General features: G+C 66.7%; 25 protein-coding genes. 17 read left to right on the top strand and 8 right to left on the bottom strand.

What is annotated here, in order from left to right:
- Position 1: 1 nt before the first annotated feature.
- The 3 genes from PX554_RS22370 to PX554_RS22360 all read right to left on the bottom strand — a co-directional run bounded on the left by PX554_RS22370 (position 2) and on the right by PX554_RS22360 (position 4,873).
- On the bottom strand, positions 2 to 721 hold the full coding sequence (locus tag PX554_RS22370) for a DsbA family protein (RefSeq protein WP_093222723.1): 720 nt from the start codon (positions 719 to 721) through the stop codon (positions 2 to 4).
- Positions 718 to 2,073, bottom strand: a complete 1,356-nt coding sequence (locus PX554_RS22365; RefSeq protein WP_093222725.1) for a M48 family metalloprotease — start codon at positions 2,071 to 2,073, stop codon at positions 718 to 720. Before PX554_RS22365 ends, PX554_RS22370 begins: the two co-directional genes overlap by 4 nt.
- A gap of 103 nt (positions 2,074 to 2,176) precedes the next feature.
- On the bottom strand, positions 2,177 to 4,873 hold the full coding sequence (locus PX554_RS22360) for an Rne/Rng family ribonuclease (protein ID WP_275504585.1): 2,697 nt from the start codon (positions 4,871 to 4,873) through the stop codon (positions 2,177 to 2,179).
- 480 nt (positions 4,874 to 5,353) lie between these two features.
- Between PX554_RS22360 and PX554_RS22355 the strand changes: the two genes are divergently transcribed.
- From PX554_RS22355 to PX554_RS22340, 4 genes are all read left to right on the top strand, one after another.
- Positions 5,354 to 6,613, top strand: coding sequence for an N-acetylmuramoyl-L-alanine amidase (locus tag PX554_RS22355; protein ID WP_275504584.1), 1,260 nt, complete (start codon positions 5,354 to 5,356; stop codon positions 6,611 to 6,613).
- A gap of 62 nt (positions 6,614 to 6,675) precedes the next feature.
- Positions 6,676 to 9,210, top strand: a complete 2,535-nt coding sequence (locus tag PX554_RS22350; protein WP_093222728.1) for a penicillin-binding protein 1A — start codon at positions 6,676 to 6,678, stop codon at positions 9,208 to 9,210.
- A 118-nt stretch (positions 9,211 to 9,328) separates the two neighbouring features.
- Positions 9,329 to 10,456, top strand: coding sequence for a peptide chain release factor 2 (prfB, locus tag PX554_RS22345; RefSeq protein WP_093222729.1), 1,128 nt, complete (start codon positions 9,329 to 9,331; stop codon positions 10,454 to 10,456).
- Positions 10,456 to 11,166 (top strand): class I SAM-dependent methyltransferase, encoded by a 711-nt coding sequence (locus tag PX554_RS22340; protein WP_093222731.1) that lies wholly within the window; start codon positions 10,456 to 10,458, stop codon positions 11,164 to 11,166. The genes prfB and PX554_RS22340 overlap by 1 nt, the downstream gene beginning before the upstream one ends.
- A gap of 33 nt (positions 11,167 to 11,199) precedes the next feature.
- On the opposite strand, the gene PX554_RS22335 is transcribed toward PX554_RS22340, so the two are convergent.
- Positions 11,200 to 11,616 (bottom strand): JAB domain-containing protein, encoded by a 417-nt coding sequence (locus tag PX554_RS22335; RefSeq protein ID WP_256326120.1) that lies wholly within the window; start codon positions 11,614 to 11,616, stop codon positions 11,200 to 11,202.
- 107 nt (positions 11,617 to 11,723) lie between these two features.
- Here PX554_RS22335 and PX554_RS22330 point away from each other — a divergent pair, with 107 nt between their 5' ends.
- From PX554_RS22330 to PX554_RS22310, 5 genes are all read left to right on the top strand, one after another.
- On the top strand, positions 11,724 to 12,518 hold the full coding sequence (locus PX554_RS22330) for a thymidylate synthase (protein WP_275504583.1): 795 nt from the start codon (positions 11,724 to 11,726) through the stop codon (positions 12,516 to 12,518).
- Positions 12,515 to 12,988 (top strand): dihydrofolate reductase, encoded by a 474-nt coding sequence (locus PX554_RS22325; protein ID WP_093222734.1) that lies wholly within the window; start codon positions 12,515 to 12,517, stop codon positions 12,986 to 12,988. The genes PX554_RS22330 and PX554_RS22325 overlap by 4 nt, the downstream gene beginning before the upstream one ends.
- A 59-nt stretch (positions 12,989 to 13,047) precedes the next feature.
- Entirely contained in the window at positions 13,048 to 13,977 is a 930-nt protein-coding gene (locus PX554_RS22320; RefSeq protein WP_093222735.1) for a bifunctional riboflavin kinase/FAD synthetase, read from the top strand.
- A gap of 141 nt (positions 13,978 to 14,118) precedes the next feature.
- Complete coding sequence (locus PX554_RS22315; RefSeq protein ID WP_093222737.1) at positions 14,119 to 14,547, top strand: OsmC family protein; 429 nt, start codon at positions 14,119 to 14,121, stop codon at positions 14,545 to 14,547.
- A gap of 101 nt (positions 14,548 to 14,648) precedes the next feature.
- On the top strand, positions 14,649 to 15,182 hold the full coding sequence (locus PX554_RS22310; protein ID WP_275504582.1) for a glycine zipper 2TM domain-containing protein: 534 nt from the start codon (positions 14,649 to 14,651) through the stop codon (positions 15,180 to 15,182).
- A 58-nt stretch (positions 15,183 to 15,240) separates the two neighbouring features.
- Here PX554_RS22310 and PX554_RS22305 read toward each other — a convergent pair whose 3' ends face one another.
- The gene (locus PX554_RS22305; protein WP_093222982.1) at positions 15,241 to 15,462 is read right to left on the bottom strand and encodes a hypothetical protein; all 222 of its coding nucleotides are present in this window, start codon (positions 15,460 to 15,462) and stop codon (positions 15,241 to 15,243) included.
- Positions 15,463 to 15,616: 154 nt separating this feature from the next.
- Here PX554_RS22305 and PX554_RS22300 point away from each other — a divergent pair, with 154 nt between their 5' ends.
- From PX554_RS22300 to PX554_RS22270, 7 genes are read left to right on the top strand one after another with little or no spacing between them, the layout of a single operon-like run.
- A complete protein-coding gene (locus tag PX554_RS22300) occupies positions 15,617 to 16,390 on the top strand; it encodes a hypothetical protein (RefSeq protein WP_093222738.1) in 774 nt (257 codons plus the stop codon).
- Positions 16,391 to 16,450: 60 nt separating this feature from the next.
- Positions 16,451 to 16,828 carry a fluoride efflux transporter CrcB gene (gene crcB / locus PX554_RS22295; RefSeq protein ID WP_275504581.1) on the top strand — a complete coding sequence of 126 codons (378 nt, stop codon included), beginning with the start codon at positions 16,451 to 16,453 and terminating at the stop codon, positions 16,826 to 16,828.
- On the top strand, positions 16,825 to 17,934 hold the full coding sequence (locus tag PX554_RS22290; protein ID WP_275504580.1) for an RluA family pseudouridine synthase: 1,110 nt from the start codon (positions 16,825 to 16,827) through the stop codon (positions 17,932 to 17,934). The genes crcB and PX554_RS22290 overlap by 4 nt, the downstream gene beginning before the upstream one ends.
- Complete coding sequence (locus tag PX554_RS22285; RefSeq protein ID WP_093222743.1) at positions 17,931 to 18,377, top strand: MaoC family dehydratase; 447 nt, start codon at positions 17,931 to 17,933, stop codon at positions 18,375 to 18,377. Before PX554_RS22290 ends, PX554_RS22285 begins: the two co-directional genes overlap by 4 nt.
- A 58-nt stretch (positions 18,378 to 18,435) precedes the next feature.
- A complete protein-coding gene (locus PX554_RS22280; protein ID WP_093222744.1) occupies positions 18,436 to 19,092 on the top strand; it encodes an HAD-IA family hydrolase in 657 nt (218 codons plus the stop codon).
- Positions 19,089 to 19,295 carry a hypothetical protein gene (locus PX554_RS22275; RefSeq protein ID WP_093222746.1) on the top strand — a complete coding sequence of 69 codons (207 nt, stop codon included), beginning with the start codon at positions 19,089 to 19,091 and terminating at the stop codon, positions 19,293 to 19,295. The genes PX554_RS22280 and PX554_RS22275 overlap by 4 nt, the downstream gene beginning before the upstream one ends.
- Entirely contained in the window at positions 19,292 to 19,990 is a 699-nt protein-coding gene (locus tag PX554_RS22270; protein ID WP_093222747.1) for an ATP12 family chaperone protein, read from the top strand. The genes PX554_RS22275 and PX554_RS22270 overlap by 4 nt, the downstream gene beginning before the upstream one ends.
- A gap of 80 nt (positions 19,991 to 20,070) precedes the next feature.
- Here PX554_RS22270 and gmk read toward each other — a convergent pair whose 3' ends face one another.
- From gmk to fumC, 3 genes are read right to left on the bottom strand one after another with little or no spacing between them, the layout of a single operon-like run.
- Entirely contained in the window at positions 20,071 to 20,721 is a 651-nt protein-coding gene (gene gmk / locus PX554_RS22265) for a guanylate kinase (RefSeq protein WP_093222749.1), read from the bottom strand.
- 49 nt (positions 20,722 to 20,770) lie between these two features.
- Positions 20,771 to 20,992 carry a hypothetical protein gene (locus PX554_RS22260; RefSeq protein ID WP_093222984.1) on the bottom strand — a complete coding sequence of 74 codons (222 nt, stop codon included), beginning with the start codon at positions 20,990 to 20,992 and terminating at the stop codon, positions 20,771 to 20,773.
- A 59-nt stretch (positions 20,993 to 21,051) separates the two neighbouring features.
- Positions 21,052 to 22,437: a class II fumarate hydratase gene (gene fumC, locus PX554_RS22255; protein ID WP_275504579.1), complete on the bottom strand. Its 1,386-nt coding sequence runs from the start codon at positions 22,435 to 22,437 to the stop codon at positions 21,052 to 21,054.
- Between the two features lie 179 nt (positions 22,438 to 22,616).
- Here fumC and PX554_RS22250 point away from each other — a divergent pair, with 179 nt between their 5' ends.
- On the top strand, positions 22,617 to 22,832 hold the full coding sequence (locus PX554_RS22250; RefSeq protein ID WP_143023317.1) for a hypothetical protein: 216 nt from the start codon (positions 22,617 to 22,619) through the stop codon (positions 22,830 to 22,832).
- Positions 22,833 to 22,941 lie beyond the last annotated feature (109 nt).

The following is a 22,941-nucleotide window of genomic DNA, read 5'->3' as shown; positions in this document are numbered from 1 at the left end:
GTCAGCTCTTGGCCCGCGCCTGCGCCACCAGCTTCTGCAATTCATCCAGCGGCAGCGCGGAGGACACGACGTGGTTGCCGATCACCCAGCTCGGCGTACCGGTTAGCCCCAATTGGCGGGCGATGCCCATGTTCGCCGCGATTTCGGCATCGGCCGTAGGGGCGAATGCCGCCGCTCGCGCGGGATCGACGCCCGCGACCTTCGCCGCCGCTGCGATCGACCGATCGGTAACGGGGCCGCCCGCATAAAGCGCATCATGGAAAGGCTTGAATTTGCCCTGCTCGGCGGCGGCGAGGCTCATGCGCGCCGCGCTCGCGCTCGAATCCGCGAGCACCGGAAATTCGCGGAACACGATCCGCAACTTGGGATCGCTCGCCAGCAACTGCGCGATCGCTGGAAGGCTCGCGCGGCAATAGCCGCAATTATAGTCGTAATATTCGACGATGGTCAGGTCGGGATGCGCGCTCCCCGCCCAGGCGCTGCCAAACGGCTCCAGGATCGCCGCGCGATTGTCGGCGATCGTCCTGGCATGCTGCTTGTCGCGAAGCGCATCCATCGCATCGGGCAACACTTCGGGATGTGCGAGCAGATAGTCGTGCACGACCTGCTCGATCTGCGAGCGATCACCCAGAGGTGCGAAATGGCCGCTGCCCCAGAGCATCGCGCCGGCGCCAAGCACGGCGCCGAGCAGCGCGGAAAGCGGTATCGTCAATCGGCTCATCGGCGTTTCTTGTACTTTTCAGGATTGTCTTGAATCTCGTTCATCGATGTCATCGCGATGTCCTGTGCGCGAATCCAGTCGATGCTGTTGGGCGGAAGCCCGGCCAGCGCCGCTTTCGCGCTATAGGCGGCGCGCGGGATGTCGCCGGTCAGGCTCGCTTGCTCGGCCGTGGCGAGCATCGCGCGCGGCGCGTCACCCGACAGCTCATACGCAGTGCCGAGTTGATACCAGGCGAACGGGTTGTCATCGTCACGCGCAACCGCCGAGCGAAGCACTTTCACCGCCTCGGGATAATTCGCCTTGTCCTCAGTGGCGATCAGCGCATGGCCGAACGTGGTCGCGATCAACGGCGCGGTTCGCGTCAGGTCGGTCGCCTCGCGCAGCGGCGCCAGCGCTTCGCGCGGCTTGCCCGCTTCGAGGAGAATCTGGCCGCGCACTTCGAGGAAGTAGGGATCGTGCGGCTTGATCGCGAGCAGCGCCTTGGTTTCGGCATCGGCTTTGTCGGGATAGCCGGCTTTGTGCCACGCATAGGCACGCGCATAATGGCCGTATTCGGAGGTGTCGCTCGCCGGGTAGATGTTGAGCGTGGTCTTGGGATCGGCGACATAGCCGGTCAGCTTCGCCTTCACCCGCTTGAAACGTTCCTCGAGATCGGGGTCGAGCGGCTTGTTGTAGGCGGGTGATGCGGTCACGTCGGCGGTCAGCGTGACGATGCGTTCGCCGCTCAACGGGTGGCTTTGCGCAAACGGATCTATATTCTGCAGTCCGACCGCATATTCCTGGCTCTGCAACTTCTTGAAGAAGGTGAGCATGCCCTTGCCGCTGATCCCCGCCTGGCGGAGAAACTTGGCGCCGGTCGCATCGGCGGTCGATTCCTGGACGCGGCTGAACGCGGCTGCCTTGTAACCAGCCGCGGTCTGTCCGGCAGCGAGGATCCCCGCGCCCGCGTCGCCCGCCCCGGCCGCCATGGCGGCGACGCCGAGCACGAGGCTGAGGATCGAGATACCGAGCGCGGGGCGATAGCCCGCGTCGGCGAGTACGACATGCCCGTCGGCGATATGCCCGAGTTCGTGCGCGATCACGCCCTGAACCTGGTTGGCGTTGTCGGCGGCGGCGATCAGGCCCGAATGGACATAGACGGTCTGGCCGCCGATGACAAAGGCGTTGATCGAATCGTCGTTGATAAGGATCACCTTGACGGTGTTTGGCGACAGTCCGGCGGCGAGGATCAGCGGCCGCGACATGTCGTTGAACAGCGCCTCGGTCTCGGCGTCGCGCAGGATCGATTGCGCGGCGGCGGGCTGTGCGCACAGGAGCAGCGCGGCGGCGAGGCCGGCGAAGAGGCGTTTCACTCGAAGCATAAATCGGCTCGGCGCTCCCTGCTCGGCGTGGCGTGAACCCACGGTGAAGCGGTTCCGGCGGAGCCTGCCATCAGACAAGCTCCGCCGGGTCCGGTCACGCGCCGAAGGTGCGCTGCCACCAGCCGCGACGCGGCGAGCCGGCCTCGCCCGGATCAGGATCGATCGCGGTCGTGGCCTCGGGCTGCGGCTCGGACGCGACAGCCGCCTCCGACGCGGGCTGCGCGGCGGCGGGAGTGGCCTCTTCCACGCCCTCGCCTGCTTCGGCCTTGCGGCGCGGGGCACGGCGCTTCTTGGGCTTGGCTTCTTCCTCTACCGCCGGTGCCTCGGCCGCAACGGCTTCGGCCGCAGCGATCTCGGCCTTGGTGCGGCGCTTGCGCTTGGGCTTCTCGGTCTCGACGACGGGGGCTTCCGCCTCGGCCACCGGCGCCGGTTCGGCCGGAGTCTCGGCAGCAGCCTTGCGGCGACGGCCCTTCTTCTTGGGCGCCTCCTCAACGGCTTCCGCCTCCACAGGCGCCTCGGCGGGGGTGACCGCCTCCGCATCCGCCGCATAATCGGCGAGCGCCTCGGCCTCGATCGAGCCTTCCTCTACGCCCTCCAGCAGCGTGCCGGCAGGCGCCTCGTTCCCCGATGCGTCGGCCGACGTGGCGGCTTCGCCCTCACCGCGACGGCCACCGCGACGGCCACGACGGCCCCGGCGGCGGCGGCCTTCACCGCCCTCGCCGGCGTCGGCCGCGGCGACTTCGACCGGAGCCACATCGGCCTCGCTCGCGTCCGCCTCGGTCGCGGCCGCTTCCACGGCTTCGTCCTGCTCACCCTCGGCCTGCTCGCCCTCGGGACGATTGCGACCGCGACGGCCACGACGACGACGACGACGACCACGCGCATCGCCTTCGGCGCGCGGCTCACCGGAGCGGGGACGCTCTTCGGTGTCTTCGCCTTCCTCGGCGTCGATCTCCTCCTCGGCCTCGACCTCGTCCTCGATCTCCTCGGGATATTCCTCCTCATCGACCTCGATGATCGGCGCGTCGAAACGCGGCGGGTGCTCGGGCGGCGGACCGGACGCCTCGACCGTCATACGCGCGCCCTCCTGCTCGCCATCGGGGATCACCTCGATCGTGACGCCGTAGCGATCTTCGATCTCGGCGAGCTCCGCGCGCTTGCGGTTGAGCATGTAATATGCCGCTTCCTGGCTCGCGCGCAGCGTCAACTGCGACCCGCGGCCGCGTGCGGCCTCGTCTTCGAGCAGGCGGAGCGCCGACAGCCCAGCCGACGAGGCGGTGCGAACGAACCCGGTGCCTTCGCAATGCGGGCACGGGCGTGTCGAGGCTTCGAGGACGCCGGTGCGCAGCCGCTGGCGGCTCATTTCCATCAGCCCGAACGACGAGATGCGTCCGACCTGGATGCGCGCACGGTCGTTCTTGAGCGCCTCCTTCATCGCCTTCTCGACCTTCCGAACGTTGGACGAATGGTCCATGTCGATGAAGTCGATGACGACGAGCCCCGCCATGTCGCGCAAGCGCAACTGGCGGGCGATCTCCGTCGCGGCCTCGAGGTTGGTCGCGGTCGCGGTCTGCTCGATATTGTGCTCGCGCGTCGAGCGGCCGGAGTTGATGTCGATCGAGACGAGCGCCTCGGTCGGATTGATGACGAGATAGCCGCCCGATTTGAGCTGAACGACCGGGTGGTACATCGCCGAAAGCTGATCCTCGACGCCCGCGCGCTGGAACAGCGGCACGGGATCGGAATAGTGCCGCACCTTGCGGGCATGGCTCGGCATCAGGAGCTTCATGAACTCCCTGGCGTGACGATAGCCCTCGTCGCCCTCGACGATCACTTCTTCGATCTCGCGATTGTAGATGTCGCGGATCGCGCGCTTCATCAGATCGCTGTCGGCATAGACGAGCGCGGGCGCCGACGATTGCAACGTCGTCTCGCGAATGCCGTCCCACAGCCGAGCGAGATAATCGAAGTCGCGCTTGATCTCGACCTTGGTGCGCTGAAGCCCGGCGGTGCGGACGATGCACCCCATTGAAGGCGGCAACGTCAACTCGGCCATGATCGACTTGAGCCGCTTGCGATCGCCCGCGTTCGAAATCTTCCGCGAGATGCCGCCGCCATGCGACGTGTTGGGCATCAGCACGCAATAGCGGCCGGCGAGGCTGAGATAGGTGGTGAGCGCCGCGCCCTTGTTGCCGCGCTCTTCCTTGACGACCTGCACCAGCAGCACCTGCCGCCGGCGGATCACGTCCTGAATCTTGTAGCGGCGGCGCAGGTTCATGCGGCGTTCGCGCAAATCCTCGACGGCGTCGTCCGACTGGCTCTTGCCGCGGCTGCGGCGGCGGCCGGTTTCCTCGGCGGCGGCTTCGGCATCGACGCCACCGTCGTCCTCGAAGCGTTCGACCGAATCCTCGTCGATCTCCTGGTCGTCGGCCTCGTGATCGCCGTCTTCGTAATCCTCGTCCTCGGCGTCCTGCTGGGCGCGCAAGGCGGCTTCCTGCGCGGCATGCTCGGCTTCTTCGCGCAGCAGCGCCTCGCGGTCTTCGCGCGGGATCTGGTAGTAATCGGGGTGGATCTCGCTGAAGGCCAGGAAGCCATGGCGATTGCCGCCATAATCGACGAACGCCGCCTGCAGCGACGGTTCGACCCGGGTTACCTTGGCGAGATAGATATTCCCCTTGAGCTGCTTGCGCTCGGCAGATTCGAAATCAAACTCTTCGATTCGGTTCCCTTTGACGACAGCCACCCGGGTTTCTTCCCGGTGGCGTGCGTCGATCAGCATACGCGTGGTCATTTATTGTTCTCCGGGCGCGCGGGCCACGGCCGTACAGGGCGTTCCGCGCGCGATCATGACGCGGCGCGTGCCGGGCGGAAAACGCGCCCGGCCGGTGGCCGCAATGGGTTTCGAAAATCGCCTCTGCTCGCATCGCACGCCCGAGCGCTTGGCCCACGGCACCCCGCGCGCTCGCGAAGCCGCCGGCAAAAGCCGGTCGGCGCGAACTTGTGGAGAAATGCATCATGCGAACGTCAACCTGAAAGGCCGCCGCAAACCATGCGGGCGACCGGATCGACCGAACAGCGCCAAGACAGGCGCTTTCCGGTGCTTGCGCATGCGTAGCATCCCAAAACGCGCGCAGCAACCGGCACATTTCGGCCACCGTATCGCAGGCAAGCCACTGGTAAACGTGATGTTAACCTTACCGTTTCACCATGGGGTGACGCGTCGATGGCAGGACGGTCGCAGTAATCGCGTAACCACGGGGATTGTCCCACGATGCCTTTTCGCTGGACCGGCCGCGCGCAGACGCGGCATTACGCTCGCGTGTTGGTCATCCTCGCCTTGCTGGCCTGCTGGTTCACCGGCGCCCCGGGCTGGGCCGCGACGGTGCAGCGGATCGATGTGCGCCGCGACAGGATCGTCCTGCACTTCGATCGCGGCGTGGCGGATGCTTCGGCCATTCTGCTCGCCCGACCTCGGCGGATCGCCGTCGATGTCGCTGGCGCGGTGCCCGGCCACGCGGTTAGTGGAGCCGGCCTCGTGACGGCGGTGCGCCAAAGCCGGCACGGCACGAGCGGCCTCCGTATCTTATTCGATCTCGCCCGTCCCGCCGTTGTCCGCGAAGGTAGTTTCGGCGACGGCGGCCGCGACCTGACGATCGCGTTGCGCAGCGTCGATGACGCGACCTTCGCGCGCGCCGCCGATGAGGGTCGCGTTCGTTTCCTGCCCCCGCTCTCCTTCGGCACGAGACGGTCGGCGGCCCGGAAATACCAGGTCGCCGTGCCGATTCCGCCATCGAGCCGCAAGCTCCGCCTGCCGCGCATTTACGGCGACGACGCGAGCCGCCCGCTGGTGGTGATCGACGCCGGCCACGGTGGCCAAGACCCTGGCGCGATCGCGCCGACCGATGGCCGCCGCGAGAAGGACGTGACGTTGCGCATCGCCAAGGCGATCCGCGACGAACTGGTCGAATCAGGCCGGGTGCGTGTCGCGCTCACGCGCGAAGACGATCGCTTCATCGTCCTGCAGGAGCGGTTCGGAATCGCGCGGAAGCTCCACGCCAGCCTGTTCATCTCGATCCACTGCGACAGCGTCGGCTCGGGCGACGCAAGCGGCGCGTCGGTGTACACGCTGTCCGAGGTCGCGTCCGACAAGGAGTCCGCCCGGCTGGCCGCGCGCGAGAACAAGGCCGATATCATCGCCGGCGTGAACCTTGCCTCGACCTCGGCGGACATCTCCTCGATCCTGATCGACCTGACGCAACGCGAGACGATGAACTCATCGGCGAGTTTCGCACGCCTGCTCGGCCGCGAAGCGCAGCCGCTGGTGCCGATGAAGCCGAACTTCCACCGTATGGCCTCGCTGATGGTGTTGAAGGCGCCCGACATGCCCTCGATCCTGTTCGAGACCGGCTATATCTCGAACCCGCGCGACGCCGACTTCATCGATTCCGACGCGGGCCGCCACGCGATCGCGGAGAGCGTGCGGCGCGCGGTGGATGTGCATTTTGCACGGCGGCTGGCTTCCACCCGCTAACACGCACATTTCACCGCCAAGGCTGGCAACGCGCGTGAAACTTGCTAGAGCCTGCCCCGGATATGGCCGACGATGATTCCAGCGTGAACTTCCGCCTGCGTCGCGAGGCGGACGGACTGCGGGGGCTTGCGAGCCGCATTTGGGGCAGGTGGTGGGTGAAGCTGCTGCTCGTCCTCGGTGTGCTGGCGGCGATCGCCTACGCCGCCTTCTTCGCGTTCTTCGCCCGCGATCTGCCCTCGGTCGACAAGCTCCGCGTCTATGAGCCGCCGCTGCCGACCAACGTGCGCGCGATCGACGGCCTGCCGATCCACTCCTACGCGCGCGAGCGCCGCGTCGAGCTGAGTTATAACGAATATCCGCCGCTGCTGGTGCGCGCCTTCCTCGCCGCAGAGGACAAGACCTTCTTCGAGCATCACGGCGTCGATTATGCCGGCATCGCCTCGGCCCTGTGGGACAATCTCGTCCGCAACAAGCGCGCCCGCGGCGCATCGACGATCACGCAGCAGGTCGCCAAAAACCTGCTGATCGGCAATGAGCACAGCTATAGCCGCAAGCTCAAGGAGGCGATCCTCGCCTACCGCATCGAGGATTCGCTAACCAAGCCGCAGATCCTCGAACTCTACCTCAATCAGATCGCGCTGGGCCGGAACGCTTTCGGCGTCGCCGCAGCGAGCTACGCCTATTTCGGCAAGGATCTGAACGAGCTTGACCTCGCGCAATGCGCCTATCTGGCGATACTGCCGAAAGGCCCGTCCAACTACGATCCCGACCGTCATGCCGAACGCGCACTCGCCCGGCGGCATTATGTGCTCGCCGAGATGCTCAAGAACGGCTTCATCAGCCAGAGCCAATATGCGCAGGCGGATGCCGAGCCGCTAGGCACCGTGCCGCGCCAGACGCCGAAGACCGAGATCGCCGGCACGGGCTATTTCGTCGAGGAAGTGCGCCGGCAATTGATCGACAAGTTCGGCGAGGATGGCAACGCCGGGCCCTATAGTGTCTATGCGGGCGGGCTTTGGGTGCGCACCTCGCTCGACCAGCGCATCCAGGATTACGCGCAAACCGCGCTGCGTAACGGCTTGCTCCGCTACGACCGCGGGCGCGGCTGGGCCGGGCCGCTCGGCCATGCCGAAATCACCGACGACAATTGGCTACCTGCGCTGCTCAACACCAACATCGGTCTCGATTATCAGGACTGGCGTGCCGCGATCGTCACGGCAGTGGATGGCAGTTCGGCGACGCTAGGCTTCTCCAACGGCGAAACCGGTACGATGCCGCGCTGGGCGGCGCAAATGCCGGTGCGCGGACAAGGCGGCACCGCCTTCGCCGCGATCAAGCGGGGCGACATCCTCGCGGTCGCGCCCGAGGGCGGCCAGTTCGCGCTGCGCGCCGTGCCCAAGATCTCGGGTGCGTTCGTCGTCGAGGAACCCTCGACCGGGCGTGTGTTGGCGATGCAGGGCGGGTTCGATTTCCGCCTGCAGGCGTTCAACCGCGCGACGCAGGCGCTGCGCCAACCGGGATCGACGATCAAGCCGATCGTCTATTCCGCCGCGCTGGAGAACGGCATGACGCCGGCTTCGATCATCATCGATGGGCCGTTCTGCGTCTTCCAGGGGGCGCGTCTTGGCCAGAAATGCTTCAGGAACTTCGGCGGCAGCGCGGGCTCTGGCCCGCATACGATGCGCTGGGGCATCGAACAGTCGCGGAACCTGATGACGGTGCGCGCCGCCGCGCAGACCGGCATGCCCAAGGTCGTCGGCCTGATGGACCGGATCGGGGTCGGCAAATATCCGCCCTATCTTTCGTTCGCGCTCGGCGCGGGCGAGACGACGGTCGCGCGCATGGTCAACGCCTACACGATTCTGGAAAATCACGGCCAAGCGCATCAGGGCACGCTGATCGACTACGTACAGGATCGGCACGGCAAGGTGATCTGGCCCGAGAATTGGCACGCCTGCGAGAGCTGCAACGCGCCCGATTGGAACGGCAAGGCGATGCCGCGTCCGGTGAACCGCGGCAAGCAGGTCGTCAACGCGATGACGGCCTATCAGATGATCCACATTACCGAGGGCGTGATCCAGCGCGGCACCGCCGTCGTGCTGCGCGATCTCGACCGGCCGATGTTCGGAAAGACCGGCACCAATTCGGGGCCGACCGACGTTTGGTTCATCGGCGGCACGCCGCAGATGATCGGCGGTCTCTACATCGGCTATGACACGCCGCATGGCTTGGGCGGATATGCGCAAGGCGGCACGCTCGCCGCGCCGATCTTCAAGGAATTCGCGCTCAAGGCGTATGAAGGACTGCCCAAGCTGCCGTTCCGCGCGCCGCCGGGTATCCGCATGGTCCGGATCGATCGCGCGTCGGGCAAGCCCGTCTATGGCACCTGGCCGACTGCCGACCCCAAGGCGTCGGTGATCTGGGAAGCGTTCAAGCCCGAGAGCGAGCCGCGGCGCGTCTTCCACCGCCAGACGCCCGAAGAAGCCGCTGCAGCCGCAGCCGCAGCGGCGGCCGCCCGTGCGCAAGCAGCCCAGGCCGCGCAGGCGGACGAGCGCAAGGACAGCGACTTCTTGCAAAAGCAGGGCGGAATCTACTAGCGGATGATCCGTCGCCCCGGCGAAGGCCGGGGCCACTGCGTTTGGTTCGACACGCGCGCCATACTACATAACGGCCCCGGCCTCCGCCGGGCCGACGTTCGTTTCTGGAGTACCCACCATGCGCGCCGAAGCGCAGGCACATATCGATTCGATCAAGGACTCGCTCGCGCTGCTCCGCCGCTTCCTCGACTGGGACCGCGCTTTGCGCCGGCTCGACGAACTCAACGCGCGTGTCGAGGATCCGACCTTGTGGAACGACGCCAAGGCCGCGCAGGACGTAATGCGCGAACGCCGCCGGCTCGACGAGGCGATCACCGCCACGCGCGCGATCGAGACCGAACTCAGCGACACCGCCGAACTGATCGAGATGGCCGAAGCCGAGGGCGATACCGAGATGGAAAACGAGGGCGTCGCCGCGCTCGCCGCCCTTTCCAAGCGCGCAGCCGAGGACAAGGTGAAGGCGCTGCTCGCCGGTGAGGCGGACGGCAACGACACTTATGTCGAGGTCAACGCGGGCGCGGGCGGCACCGAGAGCCAGGATTGGGCGGGCATGCTCCAACGCATGTACACGCGCTGGGCCGAACGCCACGGCCTCAAAGTGGAGCTGGTCGATCAGCATTCGGGCGAACAGGCCGGCATCAAGTCGGCCACGTTGCTGCTCAAGGGCGAGAACGCTTATGGCTATGCCAAGACCGAGAGCGGCGTGCATCGCCTCGTCCGCATCAGCCCGTATGACAGCGCCGCGCGGCGCCACACCTCGTTCGCGAGCGTGTGGGTCTATCCGGTGATCGACGACAATATCGAAGTCAATTACAACGAGAGCGACCTTCGCATCGACACCTACCGCGCCTCCGGCGCGGGTGGGCAGCACATCAACACGACCGATTCGGCGGTGCGCATCACGCACATTCCGACTGGAATCGTTGTGCAGTGCCAGAACCAGCGCTCGCAGCACAAGAACAAGGCCGAGGCGTACAACCAGCTTCGCGCCAAGCTCTACGAGCGCGAGTTGCAAATCCGCGAGGCGGCGGCCAACGCGGAGAACGCCAGCAAGACCGATATCGGCTGGGGTCACCAGATCCGTTCCTACGTGTTGCAGCCCTATCAGTTGGTGAAGGACTTGCGCACCGGCGTGACCTCGACCAGCCCCTCCGACGTGCTCGACGGCGATCTCGACTCGTTCATGGCTGCGGCGCTTTCGCAGCGCGTCACCGGCGAGACGGTCGAGGTGGAAGACGTCGATTGATGGTGCCGAAGGGCCGTATCGCGGGCGCAGGTTTGGCGTTGCTCGCACTCGCCGCCTGCGGCCCGGCGACGAAGCAGCAGACGGAGGGCCCCTTCCCCGCCGCGGACCGCCCGGTCGCCCGGATCGTGTCTCCGCGCTGGTCGACCGAGCGGGACCGTGACAGCCGCGCCGAAGCGCAGCAGGTGATGACGAAATCGGGCATCAAGCCCGGCATGACCGTGGCCGACCTCGGCGCGGGCGAGGGCTATTACACGATCCGCCTCGCCGCGCGCGTCGGCAAGGAAGGCCGCGTACTGGCCGAGGATATCGTCGCGAGCATCCACGATGCGCTGGCGGAACGCGTCGCGCGTGACCGTCTCGACAACGTCAGCGTACGCCTGGGTACGCCCGCCGATCCCAAACTGCCGGCGCGCAGCTTCGATCGCGTGCTGATGATCCATATGTATCACGAGATCGGACAGCCATACGAATTCCTCTGGCGCATGCGCCCGTCACTCAAGCCTGATGGCCTCGTGGTCGTGCTCGACGCGGATCGTCCGACCCAGAGCCACGGCACCCCGCCCGCGCTGTTGAAATGCGAATTCGCGGCGGTGGGCTACGTGCAGGTCGCACGGGAGAACATGCCGTCAGCCGGCGGGTATCTCGCGATGTTCAAAGCGGTGGGCCCCCGCCCCGACCCCAAAACAATCAAGGCTTGCGTAAATCGATAGGATGCTCGCCCTTGGAGCCGGAGCCGGAGGCGATCACAGCAGGCCGATCCGCCGGAAGCTCGCCGTCTCGCCCGCTGCGAGTACCAGATGGTCGATCAGCCGCACGCCCACGCCGTCCAGCGCCCGCGCTAGCCGGCGTGTGAACACGCGATCGCCTTCGCTGGGTGTCGGATCGCCGCTCGGGTGATTGTGCGCCATCACCACGCCTGCCGCATCGAAGGCCAGCGCATCCCCCACGATCATGCGAATCGGCAACTCGACCATGTCCGTCTCGTTCGATGGCCGAGTGCGTATCCCGAGCAACCGCCATTCGGGATCGACATAGGCGGACATCGCCACCTCGACAGGGAGATCGCGGATCGGGGCGAACAGCGCGATCGCGACATGCTCGGCGTCGAGCCTGCGGAACGGCGCGCCCGGCGGCACATTGGGGGTCGATGGAGGCTCCACGTCTTTGATGATGCCGTGTTCAGCGGCGCGTGGAAGAACACCCGTCCATTTTAGAGCCAATCCACATCGGCGGTGACGCGCGCGGCGCCGCGCGCTAGACCGCGCCGATGCAGCAATATCTCGATTTGATGAGGCGAGTCCTCGATACGGGCGCCGAGCAGATGGACCGCACCGGCACCGGCACACTATCGGTGTTCGGGCATCAGATGCGCTTCGATCTCGCGCAGGGTTTTCCCGTGCTCACCACCAAGAAGCTGCATCTGCGCTCGATCATCGTCGAATTGCTGTGGTTCCTGCGTGGCGACACCAACGTCCAGTGGCTACGCGAGCGCAACGTCAGCATCTGGGACGAATGGGCCGACGCGAACGGTGACCTCGGGCCGGTCTATGGCAAGCAATGGCGGGACTGGGCGACAGCCGACGGCCGCCATATCGACCAGATCGTCGAACTGATCGAGCAGATCAAGACGAACCCCGGTTCCCGCCGCCAGATCGTCACCGCCTGGAACCCCGGAGACCTGCACGCGATGGCGCTCGCGCCGTGTCATTGCCTGTTTCAGACCTATGTCGCGAACGGGCGGCTTTCGCTGCAACTCTATCAGCGCTCCGCCGATATCTTCCTGGGAGTACCGTTCAACATCGCGAGCTATGCGCTGCTGACCCACCTGCTCGCGCAGCAGTGCGGGCTGGCGGTGGGCGAGTTCATCTGGACGGGGGGCGACTGCCACTTATACTCCAATCATCTCGACCAGGCCCGCGAGCAACTGACGCGCACGCCAGGGCCGCTGCCGCGCCTCGAAATTCAACGCCGACCACCCTCGATCGACGGTTACGAGTTCGAGGATTTCGTGCTGCGCGATTATGTCGCGCAGCCGCATATCAAGGCTCCGGTGGCGGTGTGATAACGCTGGTTTTCGCCTCCGCGCAGAACGGCGTGATAGGCTGCGATGGCCAACTCCCGTGGCATCTGCCCGCCGACCTCAAGCGCTTCAAGGCGCTGACATTGGGCAAGCCTATGATCATGGGACGGAAGACCTTCGAGAGCTTCCCCGCGCCGCTGCCGGGGCGCCGACATATCGTGCTGACGCGCGATGCCGGGTGGTCCGCGCCGGGCGCCGAAGTCGCCCACACGATCGAACAGGCGCTGGCAATGGCCGGCGATGACGCTTCGGTGATCGGCGGCGCGGAAATCTTACGATTGTTCGAGGAACGGGCCGATCGCGCCGAGGTCACGACGATCTGGCGCGTGTACGACGGCGATACTCGTTTTCGGCTCGATCAGGCGCTGTGGCAGGATGCGCCAGCCGAATATTATGAGGCCGAAGGTGACCGCCCCGCCTACAGCTTCTTCACCCTTGCGCGGCGCCGCTGACGCGATGCCTGCGCGACCCCACTGGCGCGCCTCGCCCCGCCCCCTTATAGCCCGCCGGCATGGAGCGGCTTGACGGCAGCTCGGTGCTGCCGGCGGCTCTGCGCGGCGGCATCGTGGCGCTTGGGAATTTCGACGGGTTCCATCTGGGGCACCAGGCCGTGGTCGGCCGAGCGATCGCGCGCGCCCGCGCCGAGGGGCGGCCCGCTTTGGTCGCGACGTTCGATCCGCATCCGGTGCGGTATTTCAAGCCGGACGCCGCGCCGTTCCGCCTCACCACTCTCGATCAGCGCCAGCGGCTGTTCGCCGAGGCTGGCGCCGATGCGATGATCGTCTTCCGCTTCGACGCGGCACTTGCCGCGCTGGGCGCGCAAGGGTTCGTCGAACAGCGACTGATCGCGACGATCGGGCTTGGCGGCGCGGTGACGGGCGAAGATTTCACTTTCGGCAAGGCCCGTAGCGGCAATATCGAAGTGCTGGCCGACCTTGGGCGCCATCACGGCTTCTCGGTGGAGGCGGTTGCGCCGGTGACGCTCGATGGCGAACCGGTCTCGTCGAGCCGCATCCGCGCGGCGCTGACCAGTGCCGATCCGCGCGGCGCGGCGCGTTTGCTCACCCGGCCGTTCACGATCGAGGGCGAAGTGATGCACGGCGCCAAGCTGGGCCGCACGATCGGCTTTCCCACCGCCAATCTCGACATGGGCAAATACTTGCGACCGAGCTACGGGATTTACGCCGTGCGCGGACGGCTGCCCGATGGCCGCGTGCTCAATGGTGCGGCGAACCTTGGCGTGCGACCAAGTTTCGATCCGCCCAAGGAACTGCTCGAACCCTATTTCTTCGACTTCTCCGGCGATCTCTATGGGCAGAGGATCGCGGTCGAACTGATCGAATTCATCCGCGCCGAGGCCAAGTACGATACCCTCGAAGCGCTCACCGCCGCGATCGCCGCCGATTGCGACGCGGCGCGCGCGGTGCTCGCCCGCGGCTGATCGCGATTTTGTTCGCGGGCCATGAAACCCCCGTGCCCCAGGAACGTTCCGGCTCCGCACCAATCCGTGTCCGTGCCGTGAAGCGGTAACACAGGTGCGACATCATCGGCACGGGGCAGGCATCATCCAAGGAGACGCATCATGACGACCCGTTCCGGTTCCGCACGCTACGAAGGCTTTGGCAAGGACGGCAAAGGCCATGTCTCGACCCAGTCGGGGGTACTGTCCGATTCGCCCTACAGCTTCACCACCCGGTTCGGCGAAGAACCCGGAACCAACCCGGAAGAGCTGATCGCCGCCGCACACGCGAGCTGTTTCACGATGGCGCTCAGCTTCGCGCTGGCGCAAGCGGGCTATAGCGCGGGCACGCTGGAGACGACCGCGAAGGTGACGGTGGTGCAGGCCGATGGCGGATTCAAGATCACCCGCTCGGACCTCGCGCTCACCGCGACGATCGACGGAATCGAGCCGGGCCAGTTCGAGAGCATCGCGGCGGACGCCAAGGCGAACTGCCCGGTCTCCAAGGTGCTCAATGCCGAGATCGCGCTGACGCATACGCTCAACGGCTGAACGCCTCGGACAAAGGTTGCGTGAACGGAACGTTGTCTGCCGTTCACGCAACCTCCGTCCGGCGCCGTGGTTGTGGGTTCATGGAACGAAAGGATACCGACATGCGCAAGCTGATTATCGCCGCCGTCGCGGCGCTGACGCTGGTTCCGGCGATCCCGGCCACGGCGCAGGACCGCCAACGGGATCATGGTCACCAGCGCCAGGACGACCGTCGCGGCCATGATGATCGCGGTCGCGGCGACTGGCATGGTGATCGCGATCGCGGCCCCGGTCGCGGGGATCGGGCCGGCTGGCGTGGCGACAACCGCGACTGGCGCCGGTTTCGCGGCTACGACTATAACCGTCCCGAGCCGGGCCAGCGCTTCTATTACGCCGATCGCTATTACCGCGACGGCAGCTACTATCAGCCGCGCCGGCTCGGCCGGTATGACCGCATCTACCGTGGCAGCAACGGCCGCTATTACTGCCGCCGCTCGGACGGTACGACCGGCCTGATCGTGGGCGGCATCGCCGGTGGACTGCTCGGCAACGCGCTGTCGAACGGCCGGTCGAGCACGCTTGGTACATTGCTCGGCGTCGCCGGCGGCGCGGCGCTCGGCACCTCGATCGATCGCGGTCAGGTGGTCTGCCGCTAAGCGCGCCGCACCACCGGCCAAGCGGAAGGCCCGGCGAGCGATCGCCGGGCCTTTCGTTTCAGAACAGCCCGCCGCCGATCATGAGACGCAGCGCGCAGAACACGATAAGCACGATATTGAGATTGCGTCCCGAGCGGTGCGACGAAAGCATTCCGAGCACCAGCCCGAACAGCGCCAGCGGGATCAACAGCCAGTTGAACCAGCCGAAAAACGGGATGAACCCGATGATCGCGCCGAAAAAGACGAGCACGCCGACGAAGATCGAGAGCAGGTTGAGCATGATCGGCACGATGGCTTCACCCGCGCCGCAACGCAAGCGCGTGAGTCTTGGTTACGGGGGATTTGACGCGTTAACCGCGATTGCGCGTTCAGTCTTAACCGAAAATACGTCATGCGCGCGCAGTGTCCTCCGCGGACGATGTCGGGAGTGTGGAATGCGGTGTAACCGGTTGATCGCCATCATCGCGCTTGCGCTGGCGACCGTAGGCTGCGGCGCACGCACCGCTCAGCGGAGCGAGCTCGATTCGCTCGACAATCAGCTCGCCGACTCCGGCAGCGGCAATGGTCGCGATCCGGCGATGATGGCGGCGCTGCACGATCAGATCATGGTCGATCCCGCGCTCGCGCAACAGGCGAACGACAATGCCGTGCGCCCGCCAAGCCAACCTTATTCGGGTGCGATCCCCGCCGACACCGTCGCGGCCGCCGCGAACGGCGCCAGCGGCAGAGGCGCTGACACCAGCGAGACGCTCAAATCCGCGCCGGCACCCAAGGCCGACGGATCGTGCCCGCAATGCGAAGCGGCGCGCCAGTCGCTGACGCTCGGCGCGCTGGCATCGCGCCAGAAGGACAAGCGCACCGCGAGCTGCGCAGGTGGGATGCGCTATTCGGCGCGCTGGGCGACACGGCTGCCGCCCGACCTGCCGCTGTACCCGGACGCCCGCGTCAGCGAGGCGGCGGGCGCCTCGGATAATGGATGCGCGCTCCGCGCCGTCAGCTTCGCCACCGCAGCGCCGCTTCAGCGGGTGATCGACTGGTATTATACCCGCGCCTCGGGGGCGGGGTTTGCCGCCGAGCATGAAGTCGATGGCGGCCAGCATGTGTTGGGCGGCACGCGCGGCCGCGATGGTGCCGCCTTCGCGCTGTTCCTCACGGCGCGACGCGATGGCGGGACCGAGGTCGATCTGGTTGCGAACAACGGCAGCTAGGCCAGGCACCGCATCCACCACACCGGTTCTCTTTCCGCCCAAACCGCGCTAACGGGCGGCATGACACAATTTTTTCTCGTCTTTACGGGCGGCGCGATCGGCAGCGTAGGTCGGTGGCAGATTGGCCGTTGGATGACGGCACTGTTCGGGCCGGGGTTTCCATATGGCACGCTGGCCGCCAATGTGATCGGCGGCTTCGCCATGGGCATCGTCGTCGCGACGTTGACCCGGCTGACGGTGCCGGTCGACAATCTGCGCCTGTTCCTCGCGACCGGTGTGCTCGGCGGCTTCACCACCTTTTCCACCTTCTCGCTCGACACGGTCACGATGATCCAGCGCGGCGATCTGGCAACGGCGCTCGGCTACGCCTCGGTATCGGTGATCGGCTCGATGCTGGCGCTGTTCGCCGGGCTCTATCTCGTGCGAGCGCTCGCATGAGCGAGGTCCGCAAGGGCGAGGCCGACGTTCGCAGCTTCCGCGTCGAGGCCGACGACGACGGGATTCGGCTCGACCGCTGGTTCAAGCGGCATCTGCCCGATACGAGTTTCACGACCGTCGCAAAATGGGCGCGCACCGGGCAGCTTCGTGTCGATGGTGCGCGCGCGACGCCAGGCGACCGCATCACCACCGGCCAGACGATCCGCGTACCGCCGGCGGAACCGATCCGCGCCGACGCACCACAGAAGCGCGAGCGCCCGCCGCTGAGCGAGGACGAGATCGCCTTCGCGCGTGAACTGGTCATCTACCGCGATGCGCAGGCGATCGTCATCAACAAGCCGCCGGGCCTCGCCACCCAAGGCGGCACCAAGACGACCGAGCATGTCGACGGGCTGCTCGACGCCTACCAGGACGATTATGAAGGACGCCCCAAGCTCGTCCACCGGCTCGACAAGGACACCAGCGGCGCGCTTCTGATCGCGCGGACGGCGCGCGCTGCCGCCTTCTTCTCCAAGGCGTTCTCCTCGCGCACGGCCAAGAAGGTCTATTGGGCGCTGGTCGTCGGAGTGCCCTCGATCGAGGATGGCACGATCGACCTGCCGATCGCCAAGCAACCGGGCTCGGGTGGCGAGAAAATGCACGTCGACGAGGCGGAGGGCAGCCCCGCCCGATCGCGCTACCGCGTGATCGAGTTGGCCGGCACGACCTGCGCGTGGGTCGAACTGATCCCGTACACGGGGCGTACGCATCAATTGCGAGTTCACATGGCGGCGATCGGCCACCCGATCGTCGGTGACGGCAAATATGGCGGTCAGGCGGCGTTCCTGACCGGCGGTGTCAGCCGCAAGATGCACCTCCATTCGCGCAATCTGCGGATCGACCATCCCGATGGCGGCGTGATCGACGTGAAGGCGGAACTGCCGCGCCACTTCGCCGAAAGCCTCAAGCATTTCGGCTTCGAGGAAATGTTGGGTGACAACATGCCGCTCGATACGCCGCCACCGCCGAGCAAGGCGGTGAAGAAGCAGCAGGCGAAACAGCACGCCAAGACGGTGCGCAAGGAGCGCAAAGGCGAGCGTCGCCGGCGCGGCGGACCGGCGAAGTGAGCGGCCTCTATCTCGATGATCTCACGCCCGGCGATGCGTGGCATGGTACGCCTTTCGAGATCGAGGAAGCGGACGTGGTGCGGTTCGCCCGCGAATATGACGCGCAGCCGATGCATATCGACACGGAAGCGGCGGCGGTGGGGCGGTTTGGCGGCCTGATCGCGAGCGGCTGGCACGTCGCTGCGCTGGTGATGCGCGACTTCATCGCCAACAATCCCTTCGGCGACACGCCGCTGCTCGGCATCGGAATTGACGAGTTGCGCTGGCTCAGGCCGGTGCGGCCGGGCGACATACTGACCGCGCGGCGCGAGATCGTCGCCGTGCAGCGGTCGAGCAGCAAGCCGGTCGGTACGGTGACGTTGCGTACCACGGTAACCAACCAGCATGGCGAAACCGTGCTGAGTATGAACACGCTGATGCAGTTTCCTGCGCGGCCCGCTTGATGCACGCCGAACACGTCCTTCGCTGCCGGCACGGCGCCCCACAGCGGGCGCCGAACCCATGAACCGCCTTGCGCTGTTCGATTGCGACGGCACGCTTGTGGATAGCCAAGCGAACATCTGCCGCGCGGTGGAAGACACGTTCGCGCTGCACCGGCTCGACGTGCCGCCTCGCGACATGATCCGGCGCATTGTCGGCCTCAGTCTGGTCGAAGCGATGCAGGCGCTTTTGCCCGACGCAGAGCCGGCGCGTCACCATGTACTCGCCGCCGACTATAAAGCGCGCTTCTTCGAAATGCGCAGCACCGGCGCGCTTGCCGACGAGCCGTTGTTCGATGGGATCGCCGAGGCGCTCGACGAGCTTGAGGCGGACGGCTGGCTGTTCGGCGTCGCGACCGGCAAGTCCGATCGGGGCCTCGCGCACATTCTGGCGGCGCACGGGCTGACCACGCGTTTCATCACGCTCCAGACCGCAGATCGCCACCCGTCCAAACCGCACCCGTCGATGATCGAACAGGCGATCGCCGAGGCCGGCGCGGCCCCGGAAACGACGGTGATGATCGGCGACACGAGCTACGACATGCTGATGGCGCGCGCCGCCGGGACGCGCGCGCTCGGCGTCGGCTGGGGCTATCATCCGCCGCATGAGCTGCACGCGGCGGGCGCCCACGCGGTCGCGCGCGAAGTACCGGCGCTGGGTGGGCTGATGACGGCATGAGGGACGACGCGAAACACTGGCTCATCCTTGTGAGCGCGCGGCTCGCGGCGACTGCCGGCGCCGTGTTCGGCCTGGTCCTGATCGCACGTGCCGATGCGGCAGTCCCCAAGATCATCGGCACGGCGCTCGTGCTGTCGGCGCTCTTCATGATGGCGGTGGTGCCGCGCGCGCTCGCGCGGCGCTGGCGGACGCCCCCCGAATGAAGCGGTTCTGGAAAGAGGTGCGTGTAGATGCCGAGCGGGGCGTGCGTCTCGACGGCAAACCGCTGCGCACGCCCGGACGCACGCCGCTGCTGTTAGCGACGGAGGCGCTTGCCGAAGCGGTCGCCGAGGAATGGCGCGCGTGCGGCGAAACGGTCAATCCCGGCGCGATGCCGCTGACCGGTCTCGCCAATGCCGCGATCGACCGGATCGCGCCGGATCCGGCGCTGTTCGCGGCGGGGCTTGCCGCGTACGGCGAGAGCGACCTGCTCTGCTATCGCGCCGACGAACCCGAGGAACTCGCCGCGCGGCAAGCCGCGGCTTGGGACCCGCTGCTCGACTGGGCGCGTCACCGCTACGACGTGCATTTCGAGATCGTCGCCGGCATCATGCACCGCGCACAACCCCCGGCGACGCTGGCGCGGCTCGGCGAGGCGGTCGCCGCGCGGGGCCCGTTTGAACTGGCGGCGCTGTCGCCGATCGTGACGATCAGCGGCTCGCTGGTCGCGGCGCTCGCGCTGATCGAAGGCGCCGCCGATGCCGAGGCCGTGTGGACCGCCGCGATCGTCGATGAGACGTTTCAGGCCGATCGCTGGGGCCGTGATCCGCTCGCGGAAGACGCCCGCGCGACCCGGCGGCGCGATTTCGATGCCGGCGTCCGGCTGCTGGCCCTTCTGTCCCCGGCCCGTTCGTCCTGACCATCGTCCAACGGCCGCACCGCGCGCCGTACTTTGGGGAACGTGCTTCGACTTCGCTCAGCACGAACGGCGCATGATTTTCACCGCAACAGCTTGCGGATGAACCCGATGATGCCCGTCTGGCGCGAGCGCTTGAGGCGCTCGGCCGCGAGGATCGTCTTCACGCAGGCGAAGCATTCCTCGACGTCGTCGTTGACGAGCACATAATCATAGCCGTCCCAATGGCTCACCTCGTTGGCGGCGCGGGCCATGCGCGCGTCGATCACGTCCATCGAATCGGTCGCGCGGCGTTCGAGCCGTTCGCGCAGGATCTCCATCGAGGGCGGCAGGATGAAGATGCGGACGATGTCGCCGCCGGCGAGTTGGTGGAGCTGCTGCGCGCCCTGCCAATCGATATCGAACAGGATGTCGCGCCCCTTCTCCAGCTCATGCCAGACCTGCGACTTGGGCGTGCCGTAGCGATGACCGAAGACGTGCGCCCATTCGAGGAACTCGTGGTTCGACACCATCTCGCGGAAACGTTCGACATCGACGAAATGGTAATCGACGCCATCGACTTCGCCGGGGCGCATCGGGCGCGTGGTGTACGAGACCGACATATGCAGATCGGTCTCGTCGGCGAGCAGCTTGCGTGCGATCGTCGATTTGCCCGCGCCCGATGGCGAGGACAGGACGAACAGCACGCCACGGCGTTTGAAGCCGTGCGGGTCGGCGGGGTTGTATGCGCTCATCGCGCGCTACTGGCGTGCCCGCCCCTGCCCCGTCAACCCGGCAAGAGGGTCACGCTTGCGGTTCGGAGGCGCCGAACGCCGCTTCCTTGAGCTTGCCGATGCCGCGCAGCACCAGCCAGCCGGTCGCGAAGGTCAGCGCGATCGGGATCGCCGCGCGCACCACGGTCGCCACGATGGCGCCTTCGATCGCACCATCGACGGTGCTGTCTTCGCCGTCCGAACCGTCGATCGCCGCGCCGACCGCCGCGCCAATCAGGGTGGTGAAGTTCATATGCATCTCCTCGTTCGAACACTCAAAGCGCGAGCCGTGCGGATGTTCCGCACGCGAAATCACACCATCGTTTCCGGGCGCACCAACCGGTCGAACGTGGCGGCATCGACCAGCCCCAGATCGAGCCCGGCTTCCTTGAGCGTCAGCCCTTCGGCGTGCGCGTGTTTGGCGATCTTGGCGGCATTGTCATAACCGATCTCGGGCGCGAGCGCCGTCACCAGCATCAGCGAGCGATCGACCAGTTCGGCGATCCGGCCGCGATTCGGTTCGATCCCGTCGACGCAGCGCTCGGCGAAGCTCGCCATGCCGACGCTGAGCAGATCGGCCGAGCGCAGCACCGCCGCGCCGATCAGCGGCTTGAACACGTTGAGCTCGAGGTGCCCCTGAAGCCCGCCGACCGTCACCGCCTGATGGTTGCCGATCACCTGCGCGGCGACCATCGTCAGCATCTCGCACTGGGTCGGGTTGACCTTGCCGGGCATGATCGAGCTGCCCGGTTCGTTGGCGGGCAAGTCGATCTCGCCCAGGCCGGAGCGCGGCCCCGAGCCGAGCAGGCGGATATCGTTGGCGATCTTGGTGAGCGCGACCGCGAGCGTATTGAGCCGGCCTGAGAAATCGACCAGCGTGTCGTGCGTCGCCAGCGCCTCGAACTTGTTGGGCGCGGTCTCGAACGGCAGACCGGTGAGCGTGGCGATCTCGGCGGCGATATCCTCGGCGAAGCCCGGCGGTGTGTTGAGCCCGGTGCCGACCGCCGTCCCGCCCTGCGCGAGCTTGCACAGGCCATGCTCGATCAGCGGCACCATCCGCGTACGCGCGAGCCGGAGTTGCGCGTAATAGCCCGAGAATTCCTGGCCGAGCGTGACCGGGGTCGCATCCTGAAGGTGCGTGCGGCCGATCTTCACGATGTCGCCCCAGGCATCGACCTTCGTGAGCAGCGACGCTTCGAGCTGTTCGAGCGCGGGCACCAGCGTGCGCGTCGCGGCGAGCGCGGCGGCGATGTGGAGCGCGGTCGGGAAGCTGTCGTTCGACGACTGGCTCATGTTGACGTGGTCGTTGGGATGGACCGGCGCCTTGCCGCCGCGCGTGCCGGTGAGGATTTCGTTGGCGCGGCCGGCGATCACCTCGTTGACGTTCATGTTGCTCTGCGTGCCGCTGCCGGTCTGCCAGATGACGAGCGGGAACTGGTCGTCATGGCGCCCGTCGATCACCTCGGCGGCGGCGGTGTCGATCGCGTCGGCGATCTCGGGCGCGAGGCCGTGCTTACGGTTCACCCGCGCCGCCGCCCGCTTCACGATCGCGAGCGCGTGGATGATGCCGATCGGCATCCGCTCCGCCGCGCCGAACGGGAAATTCTCGATGCTGCGCTGCGTCTGCGCGCCCCAATAGGCGGCGGCGGGGACGGCGATCGCGCCAAGCGAATCGGTTTCGGTGCGGGTTTCGGTCATGCGAACCTCGGGGGATAAAGTGGTTTAGGTTGTCTATTCGGCAGTCGGTTGGGGCGCTGGTGGCGACGGGGCGGGCACGGGAGATGGCCATGCGAACATAGCGTATCAAGCGGGATGTAGGACAGCCCCGGAAGCGCCGAATCGGGGCGTCGCGCGTTGGTGCGGTATTGGAGAACGATATGACCAGCGAACAGAAAGCCGCCCACGCCAAAGCCAGCGCGCTTCATGACGAGGAGGAGCGCCAGAAGGCGATCGCCGCCACGCTGCCGAAGGGCGAGGAACAGGACGCGCACTTCATGCGCGGCGAGCGGCTGTCGGACGAGGCATGGGCGATCGAGGAGGCGCATGACCTGGAGCCGCGGCCGAGCGGGCTTTGGGCGAAGGGCGCCGAGTGAGGGATGTGGCGGCGGCCGGGTAGTTTCGGGCCGTCACGGGAGTAAATCCCGTGACGTCGGACGCGGCTCCGCCGCGCCGGCCGGCGGTTCGCGTCGCTTGCGCGAGCGC

The organism is Sphingomonas pollutisoli (genome assembly GCF_029167165.1).
GTDB lineage: Bacteria > Pseudomonadota > Alphaproteobacteria > Sphingomonadales > Sphingomonadaceae > Sphingomonas > Sphingomonas pollutisoli.
This window is presented reverse-complemented; position numbering and strand designations above follow the sequence as displayed.

Coding starts and splice junctions, on each gene's coding strand:
- PX554_RS22370 (WP_093222723.1), bottom strand. CDS start 721: ATGAGCCGATTGACGATACCGCTTTCCGCGCTGCTCGGCGCCGTGCTT.
- PX554_RS22360 (WP_275504585.1), bottom strand. CDS start 4,873: ATGACCACGCGTATGCTGATCGACGCACGCCACCGGGAAGAAACCCGG.
- PX554_RS22355 (WP_275504584.1), top strand. CDS start 5,354: ATGCCTTTTCGCTGGACCGGCCGCGCGCAGACGCGGCATTACGCTCGC.
- PX554_RS22350 (WP_093222728.1), top strand. CDS start 6,676: ATGGCCGACGATGATTCCAGCGTGAACTTCCGCCTGCGTCGCGAGGCG.
- prfB (WP_093222729.1), top strand. CDS start 9,329: ATGCGCGCCGAAGCGCAGGCACATATCGATTCGATCAAGGACTCGCTC.
- PX554_RS22340 (WP_093222731.1), top strand. CDS start 10,456: ATGGTGCCGAAGGGCCGTATCGCGGGCGCAGGTTTGGCGTTGCTCGCA.
- PX554_RS22330 (WP_275504583.1), top strand. CDS start 11,724: ATGCAGCAATATCTCGATTTGATGAGGCGAGTCCTCGATACGGGCGCC.
- PX554_RS22320 (WP_093222735.1), top strand. CDS start 13,048: ATGGAGCGGCTTGACGGCAGCTCGGTGCTGCCGGCGGCTCTGCGCGGC.
- PX554_RS22315 (WP_093222737.1), top strand. CDS start 14,119: ATGACGACCCGTTCCGGTTCCGCACGCTACGAAGGCTTTGGCAAGGAC.
- PX554_RS22310 (WP_275504582.1), top strand. CDS start 14,649: ATGCGCAAGCTGATTATCGCCGCCGTCGCGGCGCTGACGCTGGTTCCG.
- PX554_RS22305 (WP_093222982.1), bottom strand. CDS start 15,462: ATGCTCAACCTGCTCTCGATCTTCGTCGGCGTGCTCGTCTTTTTCGGC.
- PX554_RS22300 (WP_093222738.1), top strand. CDS start 15,617: ATGCGGTGTAACCGGTTGATCGCCATCATCGCGCTTGCGCTGGCGACC.
- crcB (WP_275504581.1), top strand. CDS start 16,451: ATGACACAATTTTTTCTCGTCTTTACGGGCGGCGCGATCGGCAGCGTA.
- PX554_RS22290 (WP_275504580.1), top strand. CDS start 16,825: ATGAGCGAGGTCCGCAAGGGCGAGGCCGACGTTCGCAGCTTCCGCGTC.
- PX554_RS22280 (WP_093222744.1), top strand. CDS start 18,436: ATGAACCGCCTTGCGCTGTTCGATTGCGACGGCACGCTTGTGGATAGC.
- PX554_RS22275 (WP_093222746.1), top strand. CDS start 19,089: ATGAGGGACGACGCGAAACACTGGCTCATCCTTGTGAGCGCGCGGCTC.
- PX554_RS22270 (WP_093222747.1), top strand. CDS start 19,292: ATGAAGCGGTTCTGGAAAGAGGTGCGTGTAGATGCCGAGCGGGGCGTG.
- gmk (WP_093222749.1), bottom strand. CDS start 20,721: ATGAGCGCATACAACCCCGCCGACCCGCACGGCTTCAAACGCCGTGGC.
- PX554_RS22260 (WP_093222984.1), bottom strand. CDS start 20,992: ATGAACTTCACCACCCTGATTGGCGCGGCGGTCGGCGCGGCGATCGAC.
- fumC (WP_275504579.1), bottom strand. CDS start 22,437: ATGACCGAAACCCGCACCGAAACCGATTCGCTTGGCGCGATCGCCGTC.
- PX554_RS22250 (WP_143023317.1), top strand. CDS start 22,617: ATGACCAGCGAACAGAAAGCCGCCCACGCCAAAGCCAGCGCGCTTCAT.